At 66.3% G+C, this 17,743-nt stretch carries 20 protein-coding genes; 3 read left to right on the forward strand and 17 right to left on the reverse strand.

Going from position 1 to position 17,743, the window contains the following annotated elements; genetic code table 11:
* Positions 1-196 (forward strand): hypothetical protein (locus tag FR943_RS19835; protein WP_217159981.1); only part of this gene is annotated, 196 nt, incomplete at its 5' end.
* Positions 197-346: 150 nt separating this feature from the next.
* On the opposite strand, the gene murA is transcribed toward FR943_RS19835, so the two are convergent.
* Positions 347-1,603 (reverse strand): UDP-N-acetylglucosamine 1-carboxyvinyltransferase, encoded by a 1,257-nt coding sequence (murA, locus tag FR943_RS19840; RefSeq protein ID WP_217159982.1) that lies wholly within the window; start codon positions 1,601-1,603, stop codon positions 347-349.
* 98 nt (positions 1,604-1,701) lie between these two features.
* Between murA and FR943_RS19845 the strand changes: the two genes are divergently transcribed.
* Positions 1,702-2,280 (forward strand): cob(I)yrinic acid a,c-diamide adenosyltransferase, encoded by a 579-nt coding sequence (locus FR943_RS19845; protein WP_217159983.1) that lies wholly within the window; start codon positions 1,702-1,704, stop codon positions 2,278-2,280.
* 2 nt (positions 2,281-2,282) lie between these two features.
* Here the strand turns inward: FR943_RS19845 and FR943_RS19850 are convergent, their stop codons facing one another.
* The 16 genes from FR943_RS19850 to fadD1 form a co-directional block, all read right to left on the reverse strand.
* Positions 2,283-2,729 (reverse strand): DUF2550 domain-containing protein, encoded by a 447-nt coding sequence (locus tag FR943_RS19850; RefSeq protein ID WP_217159984.1) that lies wholly within the window; start codon positions 2,727-2,729, stop codon positions 2,283-2,285.
* Between the two features lie 15 nt (positions 2,730-2,744).
* A complete protein-coding gene (locus tag FR943_RS19855; protein WP_003885294.1) occupies positions 2,745-3,110 on the reverse strand; it encodes a F0F1 ATP synthase subunit epsilon in 366 nt (121 codons plus the stop codon).
* 63 nt (positions 3,111-3,173) lie between these two features.
* Positions 3,174-4,601 (reverse strand): F0F1 ATP synthase subunit beta, encoded by a 1,428-nt coding sequence (gene atpD, locus FR943_RS19860; protein ID WP_217159985.1) that lies wholly within the window; start codon positions 4,599-4,601, stop codon positions 3,174-3,176.
* Between the two features lie 43 nt (positions 4,602-4,644).
* On the reverse strand, positions 4,645-5,568 hold the full coding sequence (locus FR943_RS19865; RefSeq protein WP_217159986.1) for a F0F1 ATP synthase subunit gamma: 924 nt from the start codon (positions 5,566-5,568) through the stop codon (positions 4,645-4,647).
* Positions 5,569-5,575: 7 nt separating this feature from the next.
* Positions 5,576-7,225 carry a F0F1 ATP synthase subunit alpha gene (atpA, locus tag FR943_RS19870; RefSeq protein WP_217159987.1) on the reverse strand — a complete coding sequence of 550 codons (1,650 nt, stop codon included), beginning with the start codon at positions 7,223-7,225 and terminating at the stop codon, positions 5,576-5,578.
* Positions 7,226-7,305: 80 nt separating this feature from the next.
* Positions 7,306-8,643: a F0F1 ATP synthase subunit B/delta gene (locus tag FR943_RS19875; RefSeq protein WP_217159988.1), complete on the reverse strand. Its 1,338-nt coding sequence runs from the start codon at positions 8,641-8,643 to the stop codon at positions 7,306-7,308.
* Complete coding sequence (locus FR943_RS19880) at positions 8,644-9,141, reverse strand: F0F1 ATP synthase subunit B (RefSeq protein ID WP_217159989.1); 498 nt, start codon at positions 9,139-9,141, stop codon at positions 8,644-8,646. It lies immediately after the preceding gene.
* 9 nt (positions 9,142-9,150) lie between these two features.
* On the reverse strand, positions 9,151-9,411 hold the full coding sequence (locus FR943_RS19885; protein ID WP_003888102.1) for a F0F1 ATP synthase subunit C: 261 nt from the start codon (positions 9,409-9,411) through the stop codon (positions 9,151-9,153).
* Positions 9,412-9,502: 91 nt separating this feature from the next.
* A complete protein-coding gene (gene atpB, locus FR943_RS19890; RefSeq protein WP_217159990.1) occupies positions 9,503-10,279 on the reverse strand; it encodes a F0F1 ATP synthase subunit A in 777 nt (258 codons plus the stop codon).
* 10 nt (positions 10,280-10,289) lie between these two features.
* Positions 10,290-10,736, reverse strand: a complete 447-nt coding sequence (locus FR943_RS19895) for an ATP synthase subunit I (RefSeq protein ID WP_217159991.1) — start codon at positions 10,734-10,736, stop codon at positions 10,290-10,292.
* 266 nt (positions 10,737-11,002) lie between these two features.
* A complete protein-coding gene (locus tag FR943_RS19900) occupies positions 11,003-12,250 on the reverse strand; it encodes a glycosyltransferase family 4 protein (RefSeq protein WP_372448195.1) in 1,248 nt (415 codons plus the stop codon).
* A 7-nt stretch (positions 12,251-12,257) separates the two neighbouring features.
* Positions 12,258-12,923, reverse strand: a complete 666-nt coding sequence (locus FR943_RS19905) for an L-threonylcarbamoyladenylate synthase (protein ID WP_217159993.1) — start codon at positions 12,921-12,923, stop codon at positions 12,258-12,260.
* A 45-nt stretch (positions 12,924-12,968) separates the two neighbouring features.
* Positions 12,969-13,814 carry a peptide chain release factor N(5)-glutamine methyltransferase gene (gene prmC, locus FR943_RS19910; RefSeq protein WP_217159994.1) on the reverse strand — a complete coding sequence of 282 codons (846 nt, stop codon included), beginning with the start codon at positions 13,812-13,814 and terminating at the stop codon, positions 12,969-12,971.
* A complete protein-coding gene (gene prfA / locus FR943_RS19915) occupies positions 13,811-14,914 on the reverse strand; it encodes a peptide chain release factor 1 (protein WP_217159995.1) in 1,104 nt (367 codons plus the stop codon). The genes prmC and prfA overlap by 4 nt, the downstream gene beginning before the upstream one ends.
* A 100-nt stretch (positions 14,915-15,014) precedes the next feature.
* Positions 15,015-15,254 (reverse strand): 50S ribosomal protein L31, encoded by a 240-nt coding sequence (rpmE, locus tag FR943_RS19920; RefSeq protein WP_217159996.1) that lies wholly within the window; start codon positions 15,252-15,254, stop codon positions 15,015-15,017.
* A 155-nt stretch (positions 15,255-15,409) separates the two neighbouring features.
* Positions 15,410-16,963, reverse strand: coding sequence for a fatty-acid--CoA ligase FadD1 (fadD1, locus tag FR943_RS19925; RefSeq protein ID WP_217159997.1), 1,554 nt, complete (start codon positions 16,961-16,963; stop codon positions 15,410-15,412).
* Positions 16,964-17,106: 143 nt separating this feature from the next.
* Here fadD1 and FR943_RS19930 point away from each other — a divergent pair, with 143 nt between their 5' ends.
* Positions 17,107-17,700, forward strand: a complete 594-nt coding sequence (locus tag FR943_RS19930; protein WP_246585152.1) for a TetR/AcrR family transcriptional regulator — start codon at positions 17,107-17,109, stop codon at positions 17,698-17,700.
* The last annotated feature ends 43 nt before the right edge of the window (positions 17,701-17,743 follow it).

Consider the following 17,743-nt stretch of genomic DNA (forward strand, 5'->3'; position numbering starts at 1 on the left):
CGGGAAAAAGAGCATGACCAAAAAACAACAAACAAAAACCACCAAACACACTATTGAGTTCTCAAACAACAGGCTTTTCTGCTTTTGTCACCCTGTTTTGGGGCAACCCCACCAGCGTAATTTGCATCTTGCCGGTAAGTCAAGTTGCTTCATCCTGGAGTATTTCATCCGGTCTGAGGCAACCTCGCCAGCTTAGTACGATCTCGGCTGGCTTGTCAAGTCGCTCTGGCCCCGGGGGTTTCTCCCCGCTCCGCGGCGACTTCAAAAGATTAGCGCGACGCAGCCTGAAAGGTCAAATTGGCTGGTCAGCGCATTTTCGGGCGGAAACGCAAGCCCGATCGTGCTGCTACGAGCCTACTCTCTCGATCTCGGCTCCGAGGCTCAATAGGTTTTCCACGAACAACGGATAACCGCGATCGATGTGGAACACGTCGTGCACCTCGGTTTCGCCGTCGGCAACCAGGCCCGCGAGCACCAGGCCGGCGCCGGCCCGAATGTCCGACGACCACACCGGCGCACTCGACAACTGCGGGATACCTCGCACCACGGCGTGATGCCCGTCGGTCCGGGCGTCGGCACCCAGGCGGATCATCTCCTCGACGAACCGGAACCGCGCCTCGAACACGTTCTCGGTGATCATCGACGTGCCGTCGGCCACCGCCGCCAGCCCGATCGCCATCGGCTGCAGATCGGTCGGGAACCCCGGAAACGGCAAGGTCGCCACATTGACCGCTTTGGGTCGCTCGTACTGGACCACCCGGAATCCGTTGTCGTTCTGCGTCACCGTGGCGCCGGCGTCGTGCAACTTGTGCAGCACCAGCTGCAGATGCTGGGGGTCCACACCGGTCACCGAGATGTCACCGCGCGTCATCGCCGCAGCTATCCCCCACGTAGCCGCCACGATCCGGTCACCGATCACCCGATGCTCCGTCGGGTAGAGCCGGTCCACCCCGGTGATCGTGAGTGTCGACGTCCCCGCACCGCTGACCTGGGCGCCCATCTGGTTGAGCATCGCGCAGATGTCGACGATGTCGGGTTCGCGTGCTGCGTTGTGGATCGTGGTGACGCCCTCGGCCAGCACCGCGGCCATCAAGATGTTCTCGGTCGCCCCCACCGACGGGAACTCAAGTTGGATCTCGGCGCCCCGCAGGTGATCGGCTTCGGCCACCACACAGCCGTGCTCGATGTTGCAGACCGCGCCCAGCTGACGCAGCCCGGCCTGGTGCATGTCCAACGGCCGCGACCCGATCGCATCACCACCGGGAAGAGCCACCTTGGCCTTCTTGCAGCGGCCGACCAATGGCCCCAACACACACACCGACGCGCGGAACTGCCGGACCGCGGCGAAGTCGGCGTCGTACTTGGGCTCGTCGGGTGCGGTGATCCGCACGGTGCCCCCGTCGAGCTCCACCGTGGCACCCAACCCCCGCAGCACCTCGGCCATCAGCGGCACATCGAGGATGTCGGGACAGTTGGTGATCGTGCTCGTGCCCTCGGCCAGCAACGAGGCAGCCATCAGCTTCAGCACACTGTTTTTGGCGCCACCGACGGCAACTTCGCCTGATAACCGGTTTCCGCCGGTCACCACGAAACGCTCGCTCACGCCGGTTAGTGTAGACAGGCCGCGCTCGACTTTCCGTCTGCTCGGACAGATCGGGCGGGCCCAGATCGGGCCGTCCGGAAGCCCGGTACGGTTCAGCTATGGCAGTCCATCTCACCCGCATCTATACCCGCACCGGCGACGACGGCACGACGGGGCTCAGTGACTTCAGCCGGGTTTCCAAGCATGACTCCAGGTTGGCGGCGTACGCCGATTGTGATGAAGCCAACGCGGCCATCGGGGTCGCCGTCGCCCTGGGCAACCCCGATCAGCAAATCCTGCCGGTGTTGCGACAGATTCAAAACGACCTGTTCGACGCAGGTGCCGACCTGTCCACTCCGGTCGTGGAAAACCCTGAATACCCGCCGCTGCGGATCTCCCAGGACTACATCGACCGCCTGGAGAAGTGGTGCGACGAGTTCAACGAGGGATTGCCTGCGCTGAACTCGTTCATCCTGCCCGGTGGCAGTCCGCTCTCGGCGTTGCTGCACGTGGCCCGAACCGTGGCCCGACGGGCGGAACGCTCCGCCTGGATCGCAGTGGCCGAGCACGGTGATTCCGTGAGTGTCTTGCCGGCCAAGTACCTAAACCGGCTGTCGGATCTGCTGTTCATCCTGTCCCGGGTCGGGAACCCGGATGGCGATGTTCTGTGGAAGCCGGGCGGCGGAGCCGAGAAATAGCCTCAGTAATTTCGCCGCCGAGCCCGCGGGGATGGCCGCGATTCCAGCCACGAGGTGAACGCGGTGAGGGCCCCGAGATCCAGGGCGATCTCGTAACCCTGCCGGCGTTCTGGGCTGGTGTCGCGCAATTCCAGGATGACGATCTGGTCAGTCATGATGTCGTACTCGTCGCCGCGCGGGGCGCGCCGCGCCACCACTTCCAGGCCTCGCCGGCTCAAACGCCGATCGGGCCACCACCGGATGCTCGACAGCCGGTAGAAGCCGGCTTCCCCACCGCGGTAGCGCATGACCCCATGCCGCCAGCCATGGCCGCCGTCGGCCGGGTAGTCACGAAGGATCGCCGCAGTGCCACCGACTTGTCGTAGCTTCCACAGCCGGTAGCCGAGGGCCCCGACCAAAAGGAGCAGAACGCAGACGAGCGCGACCATGCCGATCATGGGCGCGCTCATCTGTCGTCTCTGTCGTCAGTCGATCTGGCCGAGGGCGCGCAGCCGCGCCCGGCCCCATGCCGCTGTCTGCTCGTCGTCGGATTCGGCATCCCGCTTCGCCGAATCGGCATCGATCTCGGATTCGAACTGCGCGTTCTCCACCAGGATCCGGACGGTTTCCTCGGTCACCGACAAGAAACCGCCGTCGACCGCGATCCGCAGATCGTCCTCGCCCTCACGCTCGACCCGCACCATCGCGTCGTCGACGAGTTGCGCCACCAACGGAATGTGCCGCGGCAGGATGCCGATCTCACCGGCGGTGGTCCGGGTGAAGACGAACGTAGCGGTGCCGGACCAGAGCTCACGCTCGACCGCAACGATCTCGACGTTCAAATCAGCCATTCCACACCACCTTTCGAATAGGAACGGTCAGCTCAACCCATTGGTTCTTCGCGCAAGCGCTCATCACAGCTTGGCGCCGAGGCTTTCGGCCTTCTTCGCCAGGTCGTCCAGACCACCGATGAGGAAGAACGCCTGCTCGGGCAGGTGATCGAACTCGCCCTTGGCCAGCTTGTCGAAGGCCTCGATGGTCTCCTTGAGCGGCACGGTCGAGCCCGGCTGGCCGGTGAACTGCTCGGCGGCCATCATGTTCTGGCTCAGGAAGCGCTCGATCTTACGGGCGCGGTACACCAGCACCTTGTCCTCTTCGGACAGCTCGTCGATACCGAGAATGGCGATGATGTCCTGGAGATCCTTGTAGCGCTGCAGGATCCGGATGACTTCCTGGGCGACGCGGTAGTGCTCGTCGCCGACGATGCTGGGGTGCAGGATCGTCGAGGAGGAAGCCAGCGGGTCCACCGCCGGGAAGATGCCCTTGGAGAACACCGCACGCGAAAGCTCGGTGGTGGCATCCAGGTGGGCGAACGTGGTGGCCGGCGCCGGGTCGGTGTAGTCGTCGGCGGGCACGTACACGGCCTGCATCGAGGTGATCGAGCGACCACGGGTCGAGGTGATCCGCTCCTGCAGCTCACCCATCTCGTCGGCCAGCGTCGGCTGGTAACCCACGGCCGAAGGCATACGACCCAGCAGGGTCGACACCTCGGAACCGGCCTGGGTGAACCGGAAGATGTTGTCGATGAAGAGCAGCACGTCCTGGTTCTGCTCGTCGCGGAAGTACTCGGCCATGGTCAGGGCCGACAGGGCGACGCGCATACGGGTGCCTGGCGGCTCGTCCATCTGGCCGAACACCAACGCGGTGTCCTTCAGCACGTTGGCGTCGGCGAGCTCGACCCACAGGTCGTTGCCCTCACGGGTGCGCTCACCCACGCCGGCGAACACCGAGGTACCACCGAAGTTGCGGGCAATACGGTTGATCATCTCCTGGATCAGAACCGTCTTACCCACACCGGCGCCACCGAACAGGGCGATCTTGCCACCACGCACGTACGGCGTGAGCAGGTCGACGACCTTCAGACCGGTCTCCAGCATCTCGGTGCGGGGCTCCAGGTCGGCGAAGGCCGGCGGCTTGCGGTGGATCGACCAGTGGTCGAAGTCCTTGCCGTAGCCGGGCTCGTCGAGGCAGTCGCCGAGGGCGTTGAACACGTGGCCCTTGACACCGTCGCCGACCGGCACCGAGATCGAGGCACCGGTGTCGGTGACGTCGACGCCACGCACCAGGCCGTCGGTAGGCTGCATCGAGATGCAGCGCACCAGGTTGTCGCCGAGGTGCTGAGCCACCTCAAGCGTCAGCGTCTTGGCCAGCGCACCGAAGCTGATGTCGGCGTGCAGCGCGTTGAACAGTGCGGGCACCGCGCCGCGCGGGAACTCTACGTCCACCACCGGGCCGGTGATGCGGACCACGCGGCCCGCCGTCTTTTCTGCAGTAGCAGTCATTCTCTCTTCGCTTTCCTACGAGGCTCTGTCGTCTTTGGTCCGGCTAGCGCGCGTCGGCCAGCGCGTTGGCACCGCCCACGATCTCGCTGATTTCCTGGGTGATCTGTGCCTGACGTTCGCGGTTGGCCGCGAGCGTGAGTCCCTTGATCAGTTCGTCGGCGTTGTCGGTGGCCGACTTCATGGCGCGCCGGCGCGAAGCCGACTCCGAGGCCGCTGCCTCCAGCAGCGCCGCGTACACCCGGGTGGCGATGTAGCGCGGCAGCAGCGCGTCGAACAGGTTCTCCGCACTCGGCTCGAACGAATACAGCGTGTGCGGACCGGTATCGGGCTCACCGACGTACTCGACGACCATCGGAGCGATGCGCAGCGCGTTGGCGGTCTGCGAGAGCATCGACCGGAACTCGGTGGAGACGATGTGCAGTTCGTCGACGCCCAGAATGCCGTCGGCTCCCGCATCGTCGCCCTCGTCGTCAGCGCCGGCCATGAACGCCGTCACCAGGGTGTCGGCGATTTCCTTGGCGTCCTCGTAGGTAGGCCGCTCCGAGAAGCCGGTCCACGACTCGGTCACCGTCCGCTGCCGGAAGCTGTAGTAGCCCAAGGCTTTCCGGCCGACGACGTAGAGCACCGGGTTCTTGCCCTCTTCCCGCAGCAGCGAGAAGAGTTCTTCGGCCCGGCGCAGCACGTTGGCGTTGTAACCGCCGCAGAGACCGCGGTCCGAGGACACCACCAGCACACCGGCCCGCTTGGGGTTCGCCCGCTCCACGAGCAGCGGGTGATCCAGCGCGCTGGCACCGGCCAGCTCGGTGAGCATGTTGGTGATCTCGGTGGCGTAGGGCCGAGCCGCATCGACTCGGGCCTGCGCCTTGGCGATCCGCGACGTGGCGATCAGCTCCTGGGCCTTCGTGATCTTCTTGATCGACGAGGCCGAGCGGATGCGCCCGCGTAGCTCGCGAAGTGTGGCTGCCATTGGTTACCTAGGCCTTCTTCGGAGCCGGCTTGCGGACCTTGACCGATTCCTTCTCAAGGTCCTCGGGATCCAGCGCCTCGGCATCGTGCTCGTTGGCGACCACCGAGCTGCCGTCCGAGGCCGCGAAGCCCTTCTTGAACTCGTTGATGACCGAGACGAGCTTCTCTTCGTTCTCCTCGGAGAGCTTCTTGGACTCCTTGATGCCCTTGAGGATGTCGCTGTGGCTGGCCTTCACGTGCTCCAGCAGCTCATCGGTGAAGCGCGAGACATCTTCGGCCGGAACCGAGTCCAGATGGCCCTGGGTGCCGAGGAAGATCGAGACGACCTGGTCCTCGACTGCCAGCGGGCTGTACTGGGCCTGCTTGAGCAGCTCGACCAGGCGCACACCGCGGTCCAGCTGGGCCTTGGAGGCAGCGTCCAGATCCGAGGCGAAGGCCGCGAAGGCCTCCAGCTCGCGGTACTGCGACAGGTCCAGACGCAGCGAACCCGCAACCTCTTTCATGGCCTTGATCTGTGCGGCGCCACCGACACGGGACACCGACACACCGACGTTGACGGCCGGGCGCACACCCTGGTTGAACAGGTCGGACTCCAGGAAGCACTGTCCGTCGGTGATCGAGATGACGTTGGTGGGGATGTAGGCCGAGATGTCGTTGGCCTTGGTCTCGATGATCGGCAGGCCGGTCATCGAACCACCGCCGAGCTCGTCGGACAGCTTCGCGCAACGCTCCAGCAGACGCGAGTGCAGATAGAAGACGTCACCCGGGTATGCCTCGCGGCCCGGTGGGCGGCGCAGCAGCAGCGAGATGGCACGGTAGGCCTCGGCCTGCTTGGTCAGGTCGTCGAACACGATCAGGACGTGCTTGCCGTTGTACATCCAGTGCTGGCCGATGGCCGAACCGGTGTAGGGGGCCAGCCACTTGAAGCCGGCCGCGTCGGAAGCCGGGGCCGCGACGATCGTCGTGTACTCCATGGCGCCACCCTCTTCCAGCGCGCGCTTCACGCTGGCGATGGTGGAACCCTTCTGGCCGACGGCGACGTACACGCAGCGCACCTGCTGCTTGGGGTCACCGGTCTCCCAGGCCTCACGCTGGTTGAGGATGGTGTCGACGCAGACCGCGGTCTTGCCGGTCTTGCGGTCACCGATGATCAGCTGACGCTGGCCACGGCCGATCGGGGTCATGGCGTCGATGGCCTTGATACCGGTCTGCAGCGGCTCGGACACGCTCTGGCGCTGCACCACCGAGGGCGCCTGCAGCTCGAGAGCGCGGCGGGTTTCGGCCTCGATGTCGCCCTGGCCGTCGATCGGCTGACCGAGCGGGTTGACGACGCGACCGAGGAACGCGTCGCCGACCGGCACCGAGAGCACCTCGCCGGTGCGCTTGACCTGCTGGCCTTCTTCGATCTTCTCGAACTCACCCAGGATGACGGCGCCGACGCTGTGCTCGTCGAGGTTCAGCGCCACACCCAGCACACCGCCTGGGAACTCGAGGAGCTCCTGGGTCATGACCGAGGGCAAGCCCTCGACGTGGGCGATACCGTCACCGGCGTCTACGACGGTGCCGATCTCTTCACGCTCGGTGTCGGCGGAAAACGAGGATACGTAATCCTCGATGGCACCTTCGATATCAGCAGCCGAGATTGTCAACTCTGCCATGGTTTTTCGTCTTCCTACCTTGTTCTTGAGATCATTCGTGGGTCTTGGCGGGGCTAGTCGCTTCCTCGCGCAAGCGCTCGTCAGTCCGGCAGCCCGGTCTGGGCGGCAGCCAGTCGCGACGAGATGGATCCGTCGATCACCTCGTCGCCGACGGTGATCGACAGACCACCGAGGAGACTCGGGTCGACATGCAGTTGGACGGAGACCGGGTGGCCGTAGATGCGGGTGAGCACCTCCGACAGCCGGGTCCGCTGGGCATCGGTGAGATCGGCCGCGGCGGTCACATGCGCGACCACTTCACCGCGACGGGACACCGCGAGTTCGGCGAGGTCGATGACGGCCTCGTCGGCACGCTCACCACGCAGCAGCCCCACGGTCTGGGACAGCAGTGCCGAGGCGGTCTTGTTCACACCGGCGCTCGCGCCGAACACCTTGTCCAGCAAGGCGACTCGCTCCTGTGCCGGCGCAGTGTAATCGCTGAGCAGGGCCGAGAGCTTGGGCTCGGCGTCGAGCAGGCGGCCGAACCGGAACAGCTGGTCCTCCACCTCGTCGACCTCGCCGGCAGTCTCGGCACGCTTGAGCAGTGCCAGACGCGCGGTGTGTTCGATCGCGTCGACCAGGTTCGATTCGGTCGACCAACGCTGCGAGACCGCCGTCCGCAGCACGTCCAGCGTGGTGCCGGAGACCTTGTCGGACAGCAGCCGCTCGAGCAGCCGGACCTTCGGGGCGGCGTCGTCGGTCGGCTCCGCGAGATGCTTGTTGAGCGCGGACTCCGACAGCAGCAACGTGGCCACCGAGGCCAGTTCGTCGGCCAGGGTGGTCAGACCCTCGGCGTCCAGAGCGGTTGCGGTGGAGTCGAACTTGTCGACGACGACCGCGAGCGACTCGCGGCTGGCCGCACGCAGCTTGGCCGTGGCGGCAGTGTCGATCACGAACGCCGACGGGGCCATCTGGTCGAGTTCGGCCAGGAACCGATCGACGGTGGCGGCCTGCGCAGCTGGGTCGGCGACGTGGGCCCGGACCAGGGCGTCGGCCTTGGCGACCGACTCCGATCCGAGGCCGGTGCGCAGCTGGCGGATGAGCTGCTGGCGCATCAGCTGAACCTGCTGCGCGCCTTGGGCCTTGATCCGCTCGGCCTCGGTACCGGCCTGCTCGGCCAGTGAAGCGGCGATCCGCTCGGAGTCCTGCGCGGCCTCGTCGGTCACCTTGGCCGATTCGGCCTTGGCGTCGGCGAGTGCCTTGGCATGCATCTCATCGGCGTCGGCGAGCTTTTTGGCCGCATCGGCGCTCTCGGCGAGCGCAACCCGCACGGCATCCTGCTGCTTCTGCATCAGGTTCCGCACCGGCGGCACCACCCACTTGATGATGATGAATGCGATGACGGCAAAGCCGATCAGCTGCCCGATAAATATCGACATCTACTGCGTCCCACCTGATTTCACGTCGATGCCCAAAATTCGGCTGGCCAGGGTCTCGGAGAGCCCGTCCACCGACGACTCGAGCCCGGACCGCACCTGGGCGCTCTGGGCAGCAAGCTGCTCATCGGCCTGGCGCACATTTTCGGCCACCTCGGAGCCGGCCTCGGCACGCTTGGCATCGACCACCTCGCGACCGGCCGCACGGGCCTCGTCACGGATGGCCGACGCCTGGGTGCGTGCCCCGGCCATCGCCTCGTCATAGTCGGCCTGTGCCGCAGCCACCTGCTCGGCTGACTTCCGGTTGTCGGCAGCGGTCTTGGCCAGCATCGCTTCCCGCTCTGCCAGCACCTTGCCGACCGGTGGCACAACCCATTTCGCGATCACAGCGAGTGTGATCAGGAAAATGATCAGCACGGCGAAGAAGGTGCCGTTGGGGACCAGGAAGTTGCTCTGGCCCCCACCGCCTTCCTCCGCCGCGAGGAGTGTCAGTTCACCCATGCTGATGGACTACTGCAGGCCCGGCGTGGCGAAGACGAACAGCGCCATGAAGGCCAAGTTGATGAAGTACGCGGCCTCCACCAGACCGACGGTGATGAAGAACGGGGTGAACAGCCGGCCCTGGGCCTCGGGCTGCCGGGCAATACCCGAGATCAGCGCGTTACCCGCGATACCGTCGCCGATACCGGCGCCGATGGCGCCGCCGCCCATGATCAAACCGCCACCGATCAGCGCGCCGGCCGTGATGAGGGCGTTGGGGTCGAGTTCCATTCCTTTTATCCTCCTTGATAACTGGTGGCCCAAAAAATGTTGCCGCCAGAGGTTCGTGTCATGCAGTTGTTACGGGTCTAGCTGGTCATGCTCAATGTTCGTCGTGGTCCAGCTCCATCGACTGGCTGAAGTACAGGATCGTCAGCAGCGAGAAGATGAATGCCTGAATCAGGCCGACGAAGAGGTCGAAGGTCTTCCAGATGGCGTTGGGCGCCCACTGGATGTACCACGGGAACATCGCGATCAGCGCAACCAGGATGCCGCCGGCGAAGATGTTGCCGAAAAGACGGAGGGCCAGCGAGATCGGCTTGGCCAGTTCCTCGACGATGTTGATCGGCGCGAGGAAGGCGACGTGCCCCTTGAGCAATTTGACCGGGTGGCCGATGATGCCGCGACGCCAAATGCCGGCGGCGTGGTAGGCGAGGAACACGAACAGGGCGAGCGCCAGCACGAAGTTGATGTCGGAGGCCGGCGGCTTGTACCACTCGGCCGCGGCACCGTCGGCCCCGCCGTACTGCAGCGGCAGCACGCCGAGCCAGTTGGAGATCAGGATGAAGACGAAGATCGTCACGGCCAGCGGCAGCACGAAAGGCGCGACCTTCATACCGATCGAGCTTTCGATCTGCTGGCGCATCTGGATGGTGAGCGCCTCCCAGAACAGCTGAACACCGCCAGGGACACCGGTCGAGGTGACCTTGGCCCGCAGGACGAAAGCCAGCGCGATCACGATCACCGCGGTGATCGCGGTAGCCAGGATGGTGTCACCGTTGAACGTCATCCCGAACAGCTCGAACACCATGGTGTGGTGGCCGACGTGGATGGCAGCGCCACCCTCTTCGGCGGCGAGCACGGTCGTCGTCTGAGTCATTTAGGTCAGCTCAACCCTTCGATTCCGTATCCAAGACATCCAGGCCGTTAGAGCGGATCTTCCGCAGTAGGGGGATGCTGGTGCTCATCACCAGCAGGGCCTGGAAAATCGCCAGTCCGAACAGCACCGCGATGCCGCCCGAGGTTTTGAAGACAAATGCGATGCCGAGGGCGATCGCGGTGATGATCAGCAGCCGCGTCGCCGAGTTCACGGCCATCTTCTTCTTGAGGGGATGGTCCTCGGCCGTGATCGACTCGACGGCCCGACGCACCAGCAGCGCGTTGACCAACCCGAGGCCCAGGCCGACCCCGAAGAAAGCTCCGAACAGGACGTGACCGGTGAATCCGGCCGCCACCAGGGCCAGTGCGGTGAGAGCGATGCAGACGATCAGCAGACGCAGCGGCCGAAACGCGACCGACGGAAACACCAACGGCGCTTCGTGCGCTGGTGACGTCACCGCTTCACCCCAATCCCGCTGCCACAGAAAGCCGTCCCCTCGGATACGCCAAGGGCAGATGCCGCCTGGCAAAATCCTGTGCGTGCCCGCCGAGAATATCGGAGGGCAACGGGCGGGCTCGACTCACCCACGGGGTAGCTCCCTTTGTCGGTCGTTGATCGGCACCTGACGGTTCGTCGAACCGATGGGCCGGGCCGGCAACCCGCGAGGTTTTTCGGGTTCTGGCAGCACCCTAACACATGGTAGGCACCCCTAAACGATGCCTACTACTTTTTGTCGTACTTCGCCCCGTGCTCGTCGCCCGGGCCTTCGCTCCCCCGTTGCAACAGCGGTATCAGGGTCACCACGATCGCGACCAGAATGGCCGCCGCGACCACCGCGCCGGTGTAGCGCGGATCGAAGAAGATCGTCGCCGCGGCACCGAAAGCGATGATGCCGACCCACAGGTAGATCAGCAGCACGGCACGGCGATGCGAATGCCCGATCTGCAACAGCCGGTGATGCAGGTGCATCTTGTCGGGGCTGAGCGGGCTGCGGCCGGCCCGGGTGCGCCGCACGATGGCCAGCAACGTGTCCAGGGCGGGCACCAGCATCACCGCGATCACCAACAGGAACGGCGACAGCAGCGCGAACACGTCGCGGGCGCCGTAGGCGTTCTGCGAGATCGGGCCTGCCGCCGTGGTCGAGGCCGCACCGAGCATCAGGCCGATGAGCATCGAGCCGGAGTCGCCCATGAAGATCTTGGCCCGGTGGAAATTGTGCGGCAGGAAACCCAGACAGGCTCCGGCCAACACCACCGAGATCACCGCGGGCGGATAGAACAGCACATCGCCGCCGTGGTCGCGCAGCAACCCGACCGAGAAGATGCAGATCGCCAGCGCGGTGATCAGCCCAAGACCGGCGGCCAGCCCGTCGAGACCGTCGACGAAGTTCATCGCGTTGACGATCGAGACCGTGAGCGCGAGCGTCAGCAGGATCGACGACACCTGGTCGAGCACGATGGTGCCCACTCCCCCGATCGGGATGTAGAGCACGCTCCAGGCCACGCCCATGGTGACCAGCACGCTGGCCGCGGTGATCTGGCCGGCGAACTTCGTCAGCGCGTCCAGCCCCCAGCGGTCGTCGATCAACCCGATGGCCATGATCAGCCCGCCGGCCACCACCACCGCCGGCATACCGGTCGAATAGACGAAGCCGCGGGTGAGCGCGGGCAGCTGTGAGGCGAGCAGCACCGCGGCGGCCACCCCGATGTACATCGCCAGCCCGCCCATCCGTGGCACGGGCTGGACGTGGACGTCGCGTTCCCGGGGGTAGGCGACGGCGCCGAGCCGGATCGCCAGCACGCGCACCCAGCCGGTGGCGAAGTAGGTGATGATCGCGGCGGTCAACCCGACCAGGATCAGCTCGCGCAGCGGTACCCCGGCGCCGCGTTCCGACAGTGCCAGCAGCCCGGCCTCGACCGCGGGGATCACTGGGTCGCCGGCCGTCATCACCGATGCACCGTACTGCAGCAAGCTGGGATCACTCCGTAGGCGTTGTGGTGAGTGTGGACGGTTCCACGTCGAGTACCCGGGCAACGTCCTCGACGCTGATCGGGCCCTCCCGCAGGATGCGGGGCGCCGGGCCGGTGAGGTCGACGATGGTGGAGGCGGCCTGTCGTTCGGCCGGCCCGGCGTCGAGGTACACCTCCACGCTGTCGCCGAGCTGATCGCGGGCGTCGGCCGCGGTCACGGCGGCGGGACGGCCGGAGACGTTGGCGCTGGACACCGCCATCGGCCCGACCTCGCGCAGGAGCTCGATCGCCACGGGGTGCAGCGGCATCCGCAGCATCACGCTGCCGTTGGCGTCGCCGAGATCCCACTGCAATGACGGCGCCTGCGCCACAACCAGACTCAGGGCGCCCGGCCAGAACGCCCGGATCAGTTCCCGCGCCGCCGGTGGCACCGCGAAGACCAGCCCGTCGATGGTGGTCCAGGATCCGACCAGCACGCCGACGGGCATGTCGCGGCCACGGCCTTTGGCGGCCAACAGCGCACCCACCGCCTCGGCGTCGAAGGCGTCGGCACCGATGCCGTACACGGTGTCGGTGGGCATCACCACCAACCGGCCGCCTTTGACCGCACTGACCGCCGAGGCGATCCCGACGGCACGCTGCTCGGCGTCGGCGCAGTCGAACATCTCAGGCATATTGCCCTACCTTCTTCCCGCCGCCTGGCACAACGCGCATGCAACTCAGCTTCGCGCAATACGGGTCGCGGTGACAAAGCGGGGTCGCCCGGCCAGATCCCGGCGCGCGGTCACCCCGGTGAAATGTCCGTTGCCGGCAAAGGCTTCCACCGAGAGCTCGGCGGTGGTGTCATCGTGTTCGACGCCGCACGGCGCACCGTCACGCAACCATCGGTCGGCCAGTTCGACGATCGGCCGGATCACCGCCATACCGTCGGGCCCACCGAACAGGGCGTGTGCGGGATCATGTTCGGCCACTTCCGGCTCGAGCACCGCGTCCGCTGGGATGTAGGGCGGATTGGACACCAGCAGATCCACCCGGGCGTCGAATTCGGGTAGCAGGCCGGCAACGGTGACATCGGCATCGACAATCTCGACGCGGGAACCTGTCGCATTGCGACGCGCGAATTCCAGGGCGGCGGGCGAGTTCTCGACGGCCACCACCCGGGCCCCGGGCCAGTGCTCGGCCAGCGCCAACGCCAACGCACCCGAACCCGTGCAGAGGTCGACAATCAGCGGTTTTGCCGGAAGTTGTTGCGTACAGGCCCATTCGAGCAGCGCCTCGGTCTCCGGCCGGGGAATGAACACCCCGGGGCCCACCGACAGTGTCAACGGACCGAACGGCGCGGTGCCGATCAGGTGTTGCAGCGGGACCCGGCCGGCCCGGGCGGCGACGAGTTCGTCGTAGGCCTGCTCGAATCCCTCGCCAGGGTCGTCGAGCAGCATCAACCTGCCGCGGTCGACACCGGCGACGTGCGCGGCCAGCAGTTCGGCGTCGATCCGCGGTGAGGCGACGCCGACGGCGGCCAACCGTGCTGCTGCGGCCTCGATCGCCTGCCGCAGCGGGCTCATGTCCCCTGCTGGAGCCGGGCCTGTTTGTCCGCCGCCCCGAGGGCGTCGAGGAGCGCATCCATGTCACCGTCGAGCACCTGGTCGAGGTTGTGCGCCTTGAAATTGATCCGGTGATCGGCGATCCGGTTCTCCGGGAAGTTGTAGGTCCGGATCCGTTCGCTGCGGTCGACCGTGCGGATCTGGCTGGCGCGGTCGGCCGAGGCGTCGGCCGAGGCCTGCTCCTCGGCCAGTGCCTGCAACCGAGCGGCCAGCACCTGCATGGCCCGGGCCTTGTTCTGCAGCTGCGAGCGTTCGTTCTGGCAGGTGACGACGATTCCGGTGGGCAGGTGGGTGATGCGCACCGCCGAGTCGGTGGTGTTCACGCCCTGACCGCCCTTACCCGAGGATCGGTAGACGTCGATGCGCAGGTCTGACTCGTCGATCTGGACCTGCTCGACCTCGTCGGGCTCGGGGTAGACCAGCACGCCGGCCGCCGACGTGTGCACCCGGCCCTGCGATTCGGTGACCGGTACGCGCTGCACCCGGTGCACGCCGCCCTCGAACTTCATCCGCGACCAGACGCCGTCGGCGGAATCACCCTTGCCGGCGATGGTGAGCGTGGCGTCCTTGTAGCCGCCGAGGTCAGACCATGTTTCGTCGAGCACGGTGACCGTCCAGCCGTGCCGCTCGGCGTACCGGATGTACATCCGGGCCAGGTCGGCGGCGAACAGGGCCGACTCCTCGCCGCCCTCCCCGGACTTGACCTCCAGCACGATGTCGTCGGCATCGTGGGGGTCCCGGGGTGCGAGTTGATCGGTCAGCTGCGCGTCGAGTTCGGCGACCTTGGCGGTCAGCTCGTCCACCTCGGCGGCGAAGCTGTCATCGTCGGCGGCCAGCTCGCGGGCCGCCTCCAGATCACCGCGGGCGGCTTCCAGCTTGCGGTAGGTGCCCACCACCGGCGACACCTGGGCGAAGCGCCGGCCCACCTTGCGGGCGGCCCCGGCGTCGGCGTGCAGGTTGGGGTCGGCGAGCTGACGCTCGAGATCGGCGTGTTCAGCCAACAACGCCTCGATTGCGCGCCCCGGCGGAGCCGGGAATCCGGCAGAAGCGGTGTCTGTCACGTCGGCCCATCCTTTCCACTTATGCCGCCAACTCGTTCCTGGAAACGAGAACAGCGCCCAGATCTGCGCATATGCGACAGATCGGGCGCTGTTGACGTAGCTACTTGTCGGCAGCAGCCTTGTCGGCGGCAGGCTTGCGCTTGCCGTACCGCTTCTCGAAGCGGGCCACGCGGCCGCCGCTGTCGAGGATCTTCTGCTTGCCGGTGTAGAACGGGTGGCACTGCGAGCAGACCTCGACGACGATCTGGCCGCTCTGCTTGGTGCTACGGGTGGTGAAAGTATTGCCGCAACCACAGTGCACCGTGGTGTCGACATACTCAGGGTGAATGCCTGTTTTCATGGTTCCTCTTCATTCGTTGGCCCGGGTCGCCTCGTGTGTGGCGTGAACCGGGACCGAGGGTCGACGGTCAATTATGCCAGGTCAACCGTCAGCAGCCTAAACGCGTGATGACCGGCGGCTATTCCCGGCGCGGCGGGGGTCGAACCGGCACGGGCTCAAATCTGCGCGTAGGCCGTCCCGTCACGCTTCCACAGCACCCGGCCGGTCGGGTCGGCGCCGAGCGCCACCAGCTCACGCTTGAGGATCTTGTTGGTCGCGGTGCTGGGCAGGTCCTCGGCCAACCAGACGTACCGGGGCCAAGACTTGGGTGACAGGTCCGCTTGAGCGGCGAGGAACGCCGAGAACTGCTCCGGTGTGAGCTGTTTGCCATCGCGCAACACGATGGCGGCCATCACCTGGTCGCCGACCAGCTCGTCGGGCACCGGGTAAACGGCCACCCGGCTGACCAGCGGCTGCCGCAACAGGATTCGTTCGATCGGCGCCGCGGTGATGTTCTCCCCGTCCACCCGCATCCAGTCCGCCGTGCGTCCGGCCAGGTAGATCCAGCCGTCGGCGTCGCGGTAGGCCAGATCGCCCGACCAGTACACGCCGTGGCGCAGCCGCTCATCGGTGGCGCCCTGGTCGTTGTGGTAGCCGCGGAACATCCCGCTGCCGTTGGTGTTGACCAGCTCGCCGGTGGCCGCCGCGGCGTTGACCAGGGCCCCGGTGTCGTCGAACTGTGCGACGGGGCACTCTTGAACGGTCTCCGGGTCGTAGATCGCCACCCCGGGGAAGCCCTGGCCGACGCTTCCGGGGGGCGTGCCCTCGGAGCGGGTGATGATGATCGCCAGCTCGGTCGAGCCGAAGCCGTCCCACACGCTGCAGCCGAACCGGCGGCTGAACTCGTCGATGTCGCGGTCGGCGGCCTCGTTGCCGAATGCCACCCGCAGCGGATTGTCGTGGTCGTCAGGCTGCTCGGGCGTGGCCAGGATGTAGGCCAGCGGCTTGCCGACGTAGTTCATGTACGTCGCCCCGTAGCGGCGGATGTCGGGCAGGAATCCGGATGCGGAGAACTGTGCCGGCGCCATGGCCGCACCCGAACTGAGCGCCACACCCCACCCGGCGTACACGCCGTTGGAGTGGAACAGCGGCATGGACAGGTAGCAGGTGTCCGTCTCGGTCAGGGCGTAACGCTGCACCAGCGCGGCGGCGGAGAACAGCACGATCGAATGCGGCACCTGGACCGCCTTGGGCTCACCGCTGGTGCCCGAGGTGAAGATCATCATGAAGGTGTCGTCCGGCCCGACTTCGCGGTGGGGCGTGAGTTCCGGTGCCGACCAGGCGGTGTCGGAGACGTCGACGACGGTGACGCCGGGCAGGTCGAGGCCGTCGAGCAGTCCCCGGTGCTGTTCGTCGACCAACACGATCTGGCATTGGACCCGGGCGATGTCGCGGGCGAGCGCCGCACCGCGGCGGGTGTTGTTGATGCCGCAGACCACGTAGCCACCGAGTGCGGCGGCAGCCAGGGCGGTCAGCATGTCGGGGGTATTGCCGAGCAGGGTGCCGACGTGCAGCGGGCGCTGCGGATCGGCCATGCCGATCAGGGCCGCGGCCTGGGCCTTCGCCTCGGCAACATGCTCGCTCCAGGTCCAGGTCTGCTCGCCGTACTTGATGGCGATGTTGTTGCTTCCTTCGCGCTCCCGGAGCAACTGCTGCAGCGTTTCGGCCATCGACCGACCCCCAAAAGTGTGTAAACAGATTAGAAAAACTGTCTACCATGGCGCTGGCACGCGACGAAACGTGCTTGGCAGAATCACTACGCAGAATCGACCACCGAGCCACGCCCGCCATTCCCCGAGCGCCAGGAGCACAGTTGACCAGCACCACGGAACCCCGCAGCGTGCGCGATCGACTGATCGACGCTGCCGAGGAATGTCTGCGGACAAAAGGGATCCGCGCGACGACGGTCTCCGAGGTGGCCGAGGCCGCCGGGGTGTCCCGCGGCTGGTTGTACCGCCATTTCCCCGACAAAGCGACGCTGCTGGGCGCGGCGATCGTCCGCCTCAACGACGCATTCTGGTCGGAGGCCCACGCCATGCTCGAACAGATCGACGGGCTGGACCAGCAGATCGCCTGGGGCGTGGGCAACGGCCTGCGGGCCTACGACGATCCGGGTGCGGTGCTGTTGAAGCTGCGCACCGATGAACCCGACGAGTTCAATGCCTGCGCCGGCGCCGGCGTCCAGGGCATGGTCCCCGACCTCGCCGAATTCTGGTCACGCTATCTCGTGACGGCTCGCGACCGCGGCGAGATCCGCGCCGACGTCGACATCGACGAAGCGTCGGAATGGGTTGCGCGGGTGATCATCTCGTTGGCGACCGTACCGGGCAACACCCTCGATCCCAGCGACGGTGCGGCCGTGCTGGCCCACGTCCGCCGCTACGTCATCCCCGGATTACGCAACTAACCCGGTGAGCAGACAGAAAACTGCCCCTTTTCGCGTGAAAAGA

The sequence above is a fragment of the [Mycobacterium] fortunisiensis genome (assembly GCF_019050325.1).
Classification (GTDB): domain Bacteria; phylum Actinomycetota; class Actinomycetes; order Mycobacteriales; family Mycobacteriaceae; genus Mycobacterium; species Mycobacterium fortunisiensis.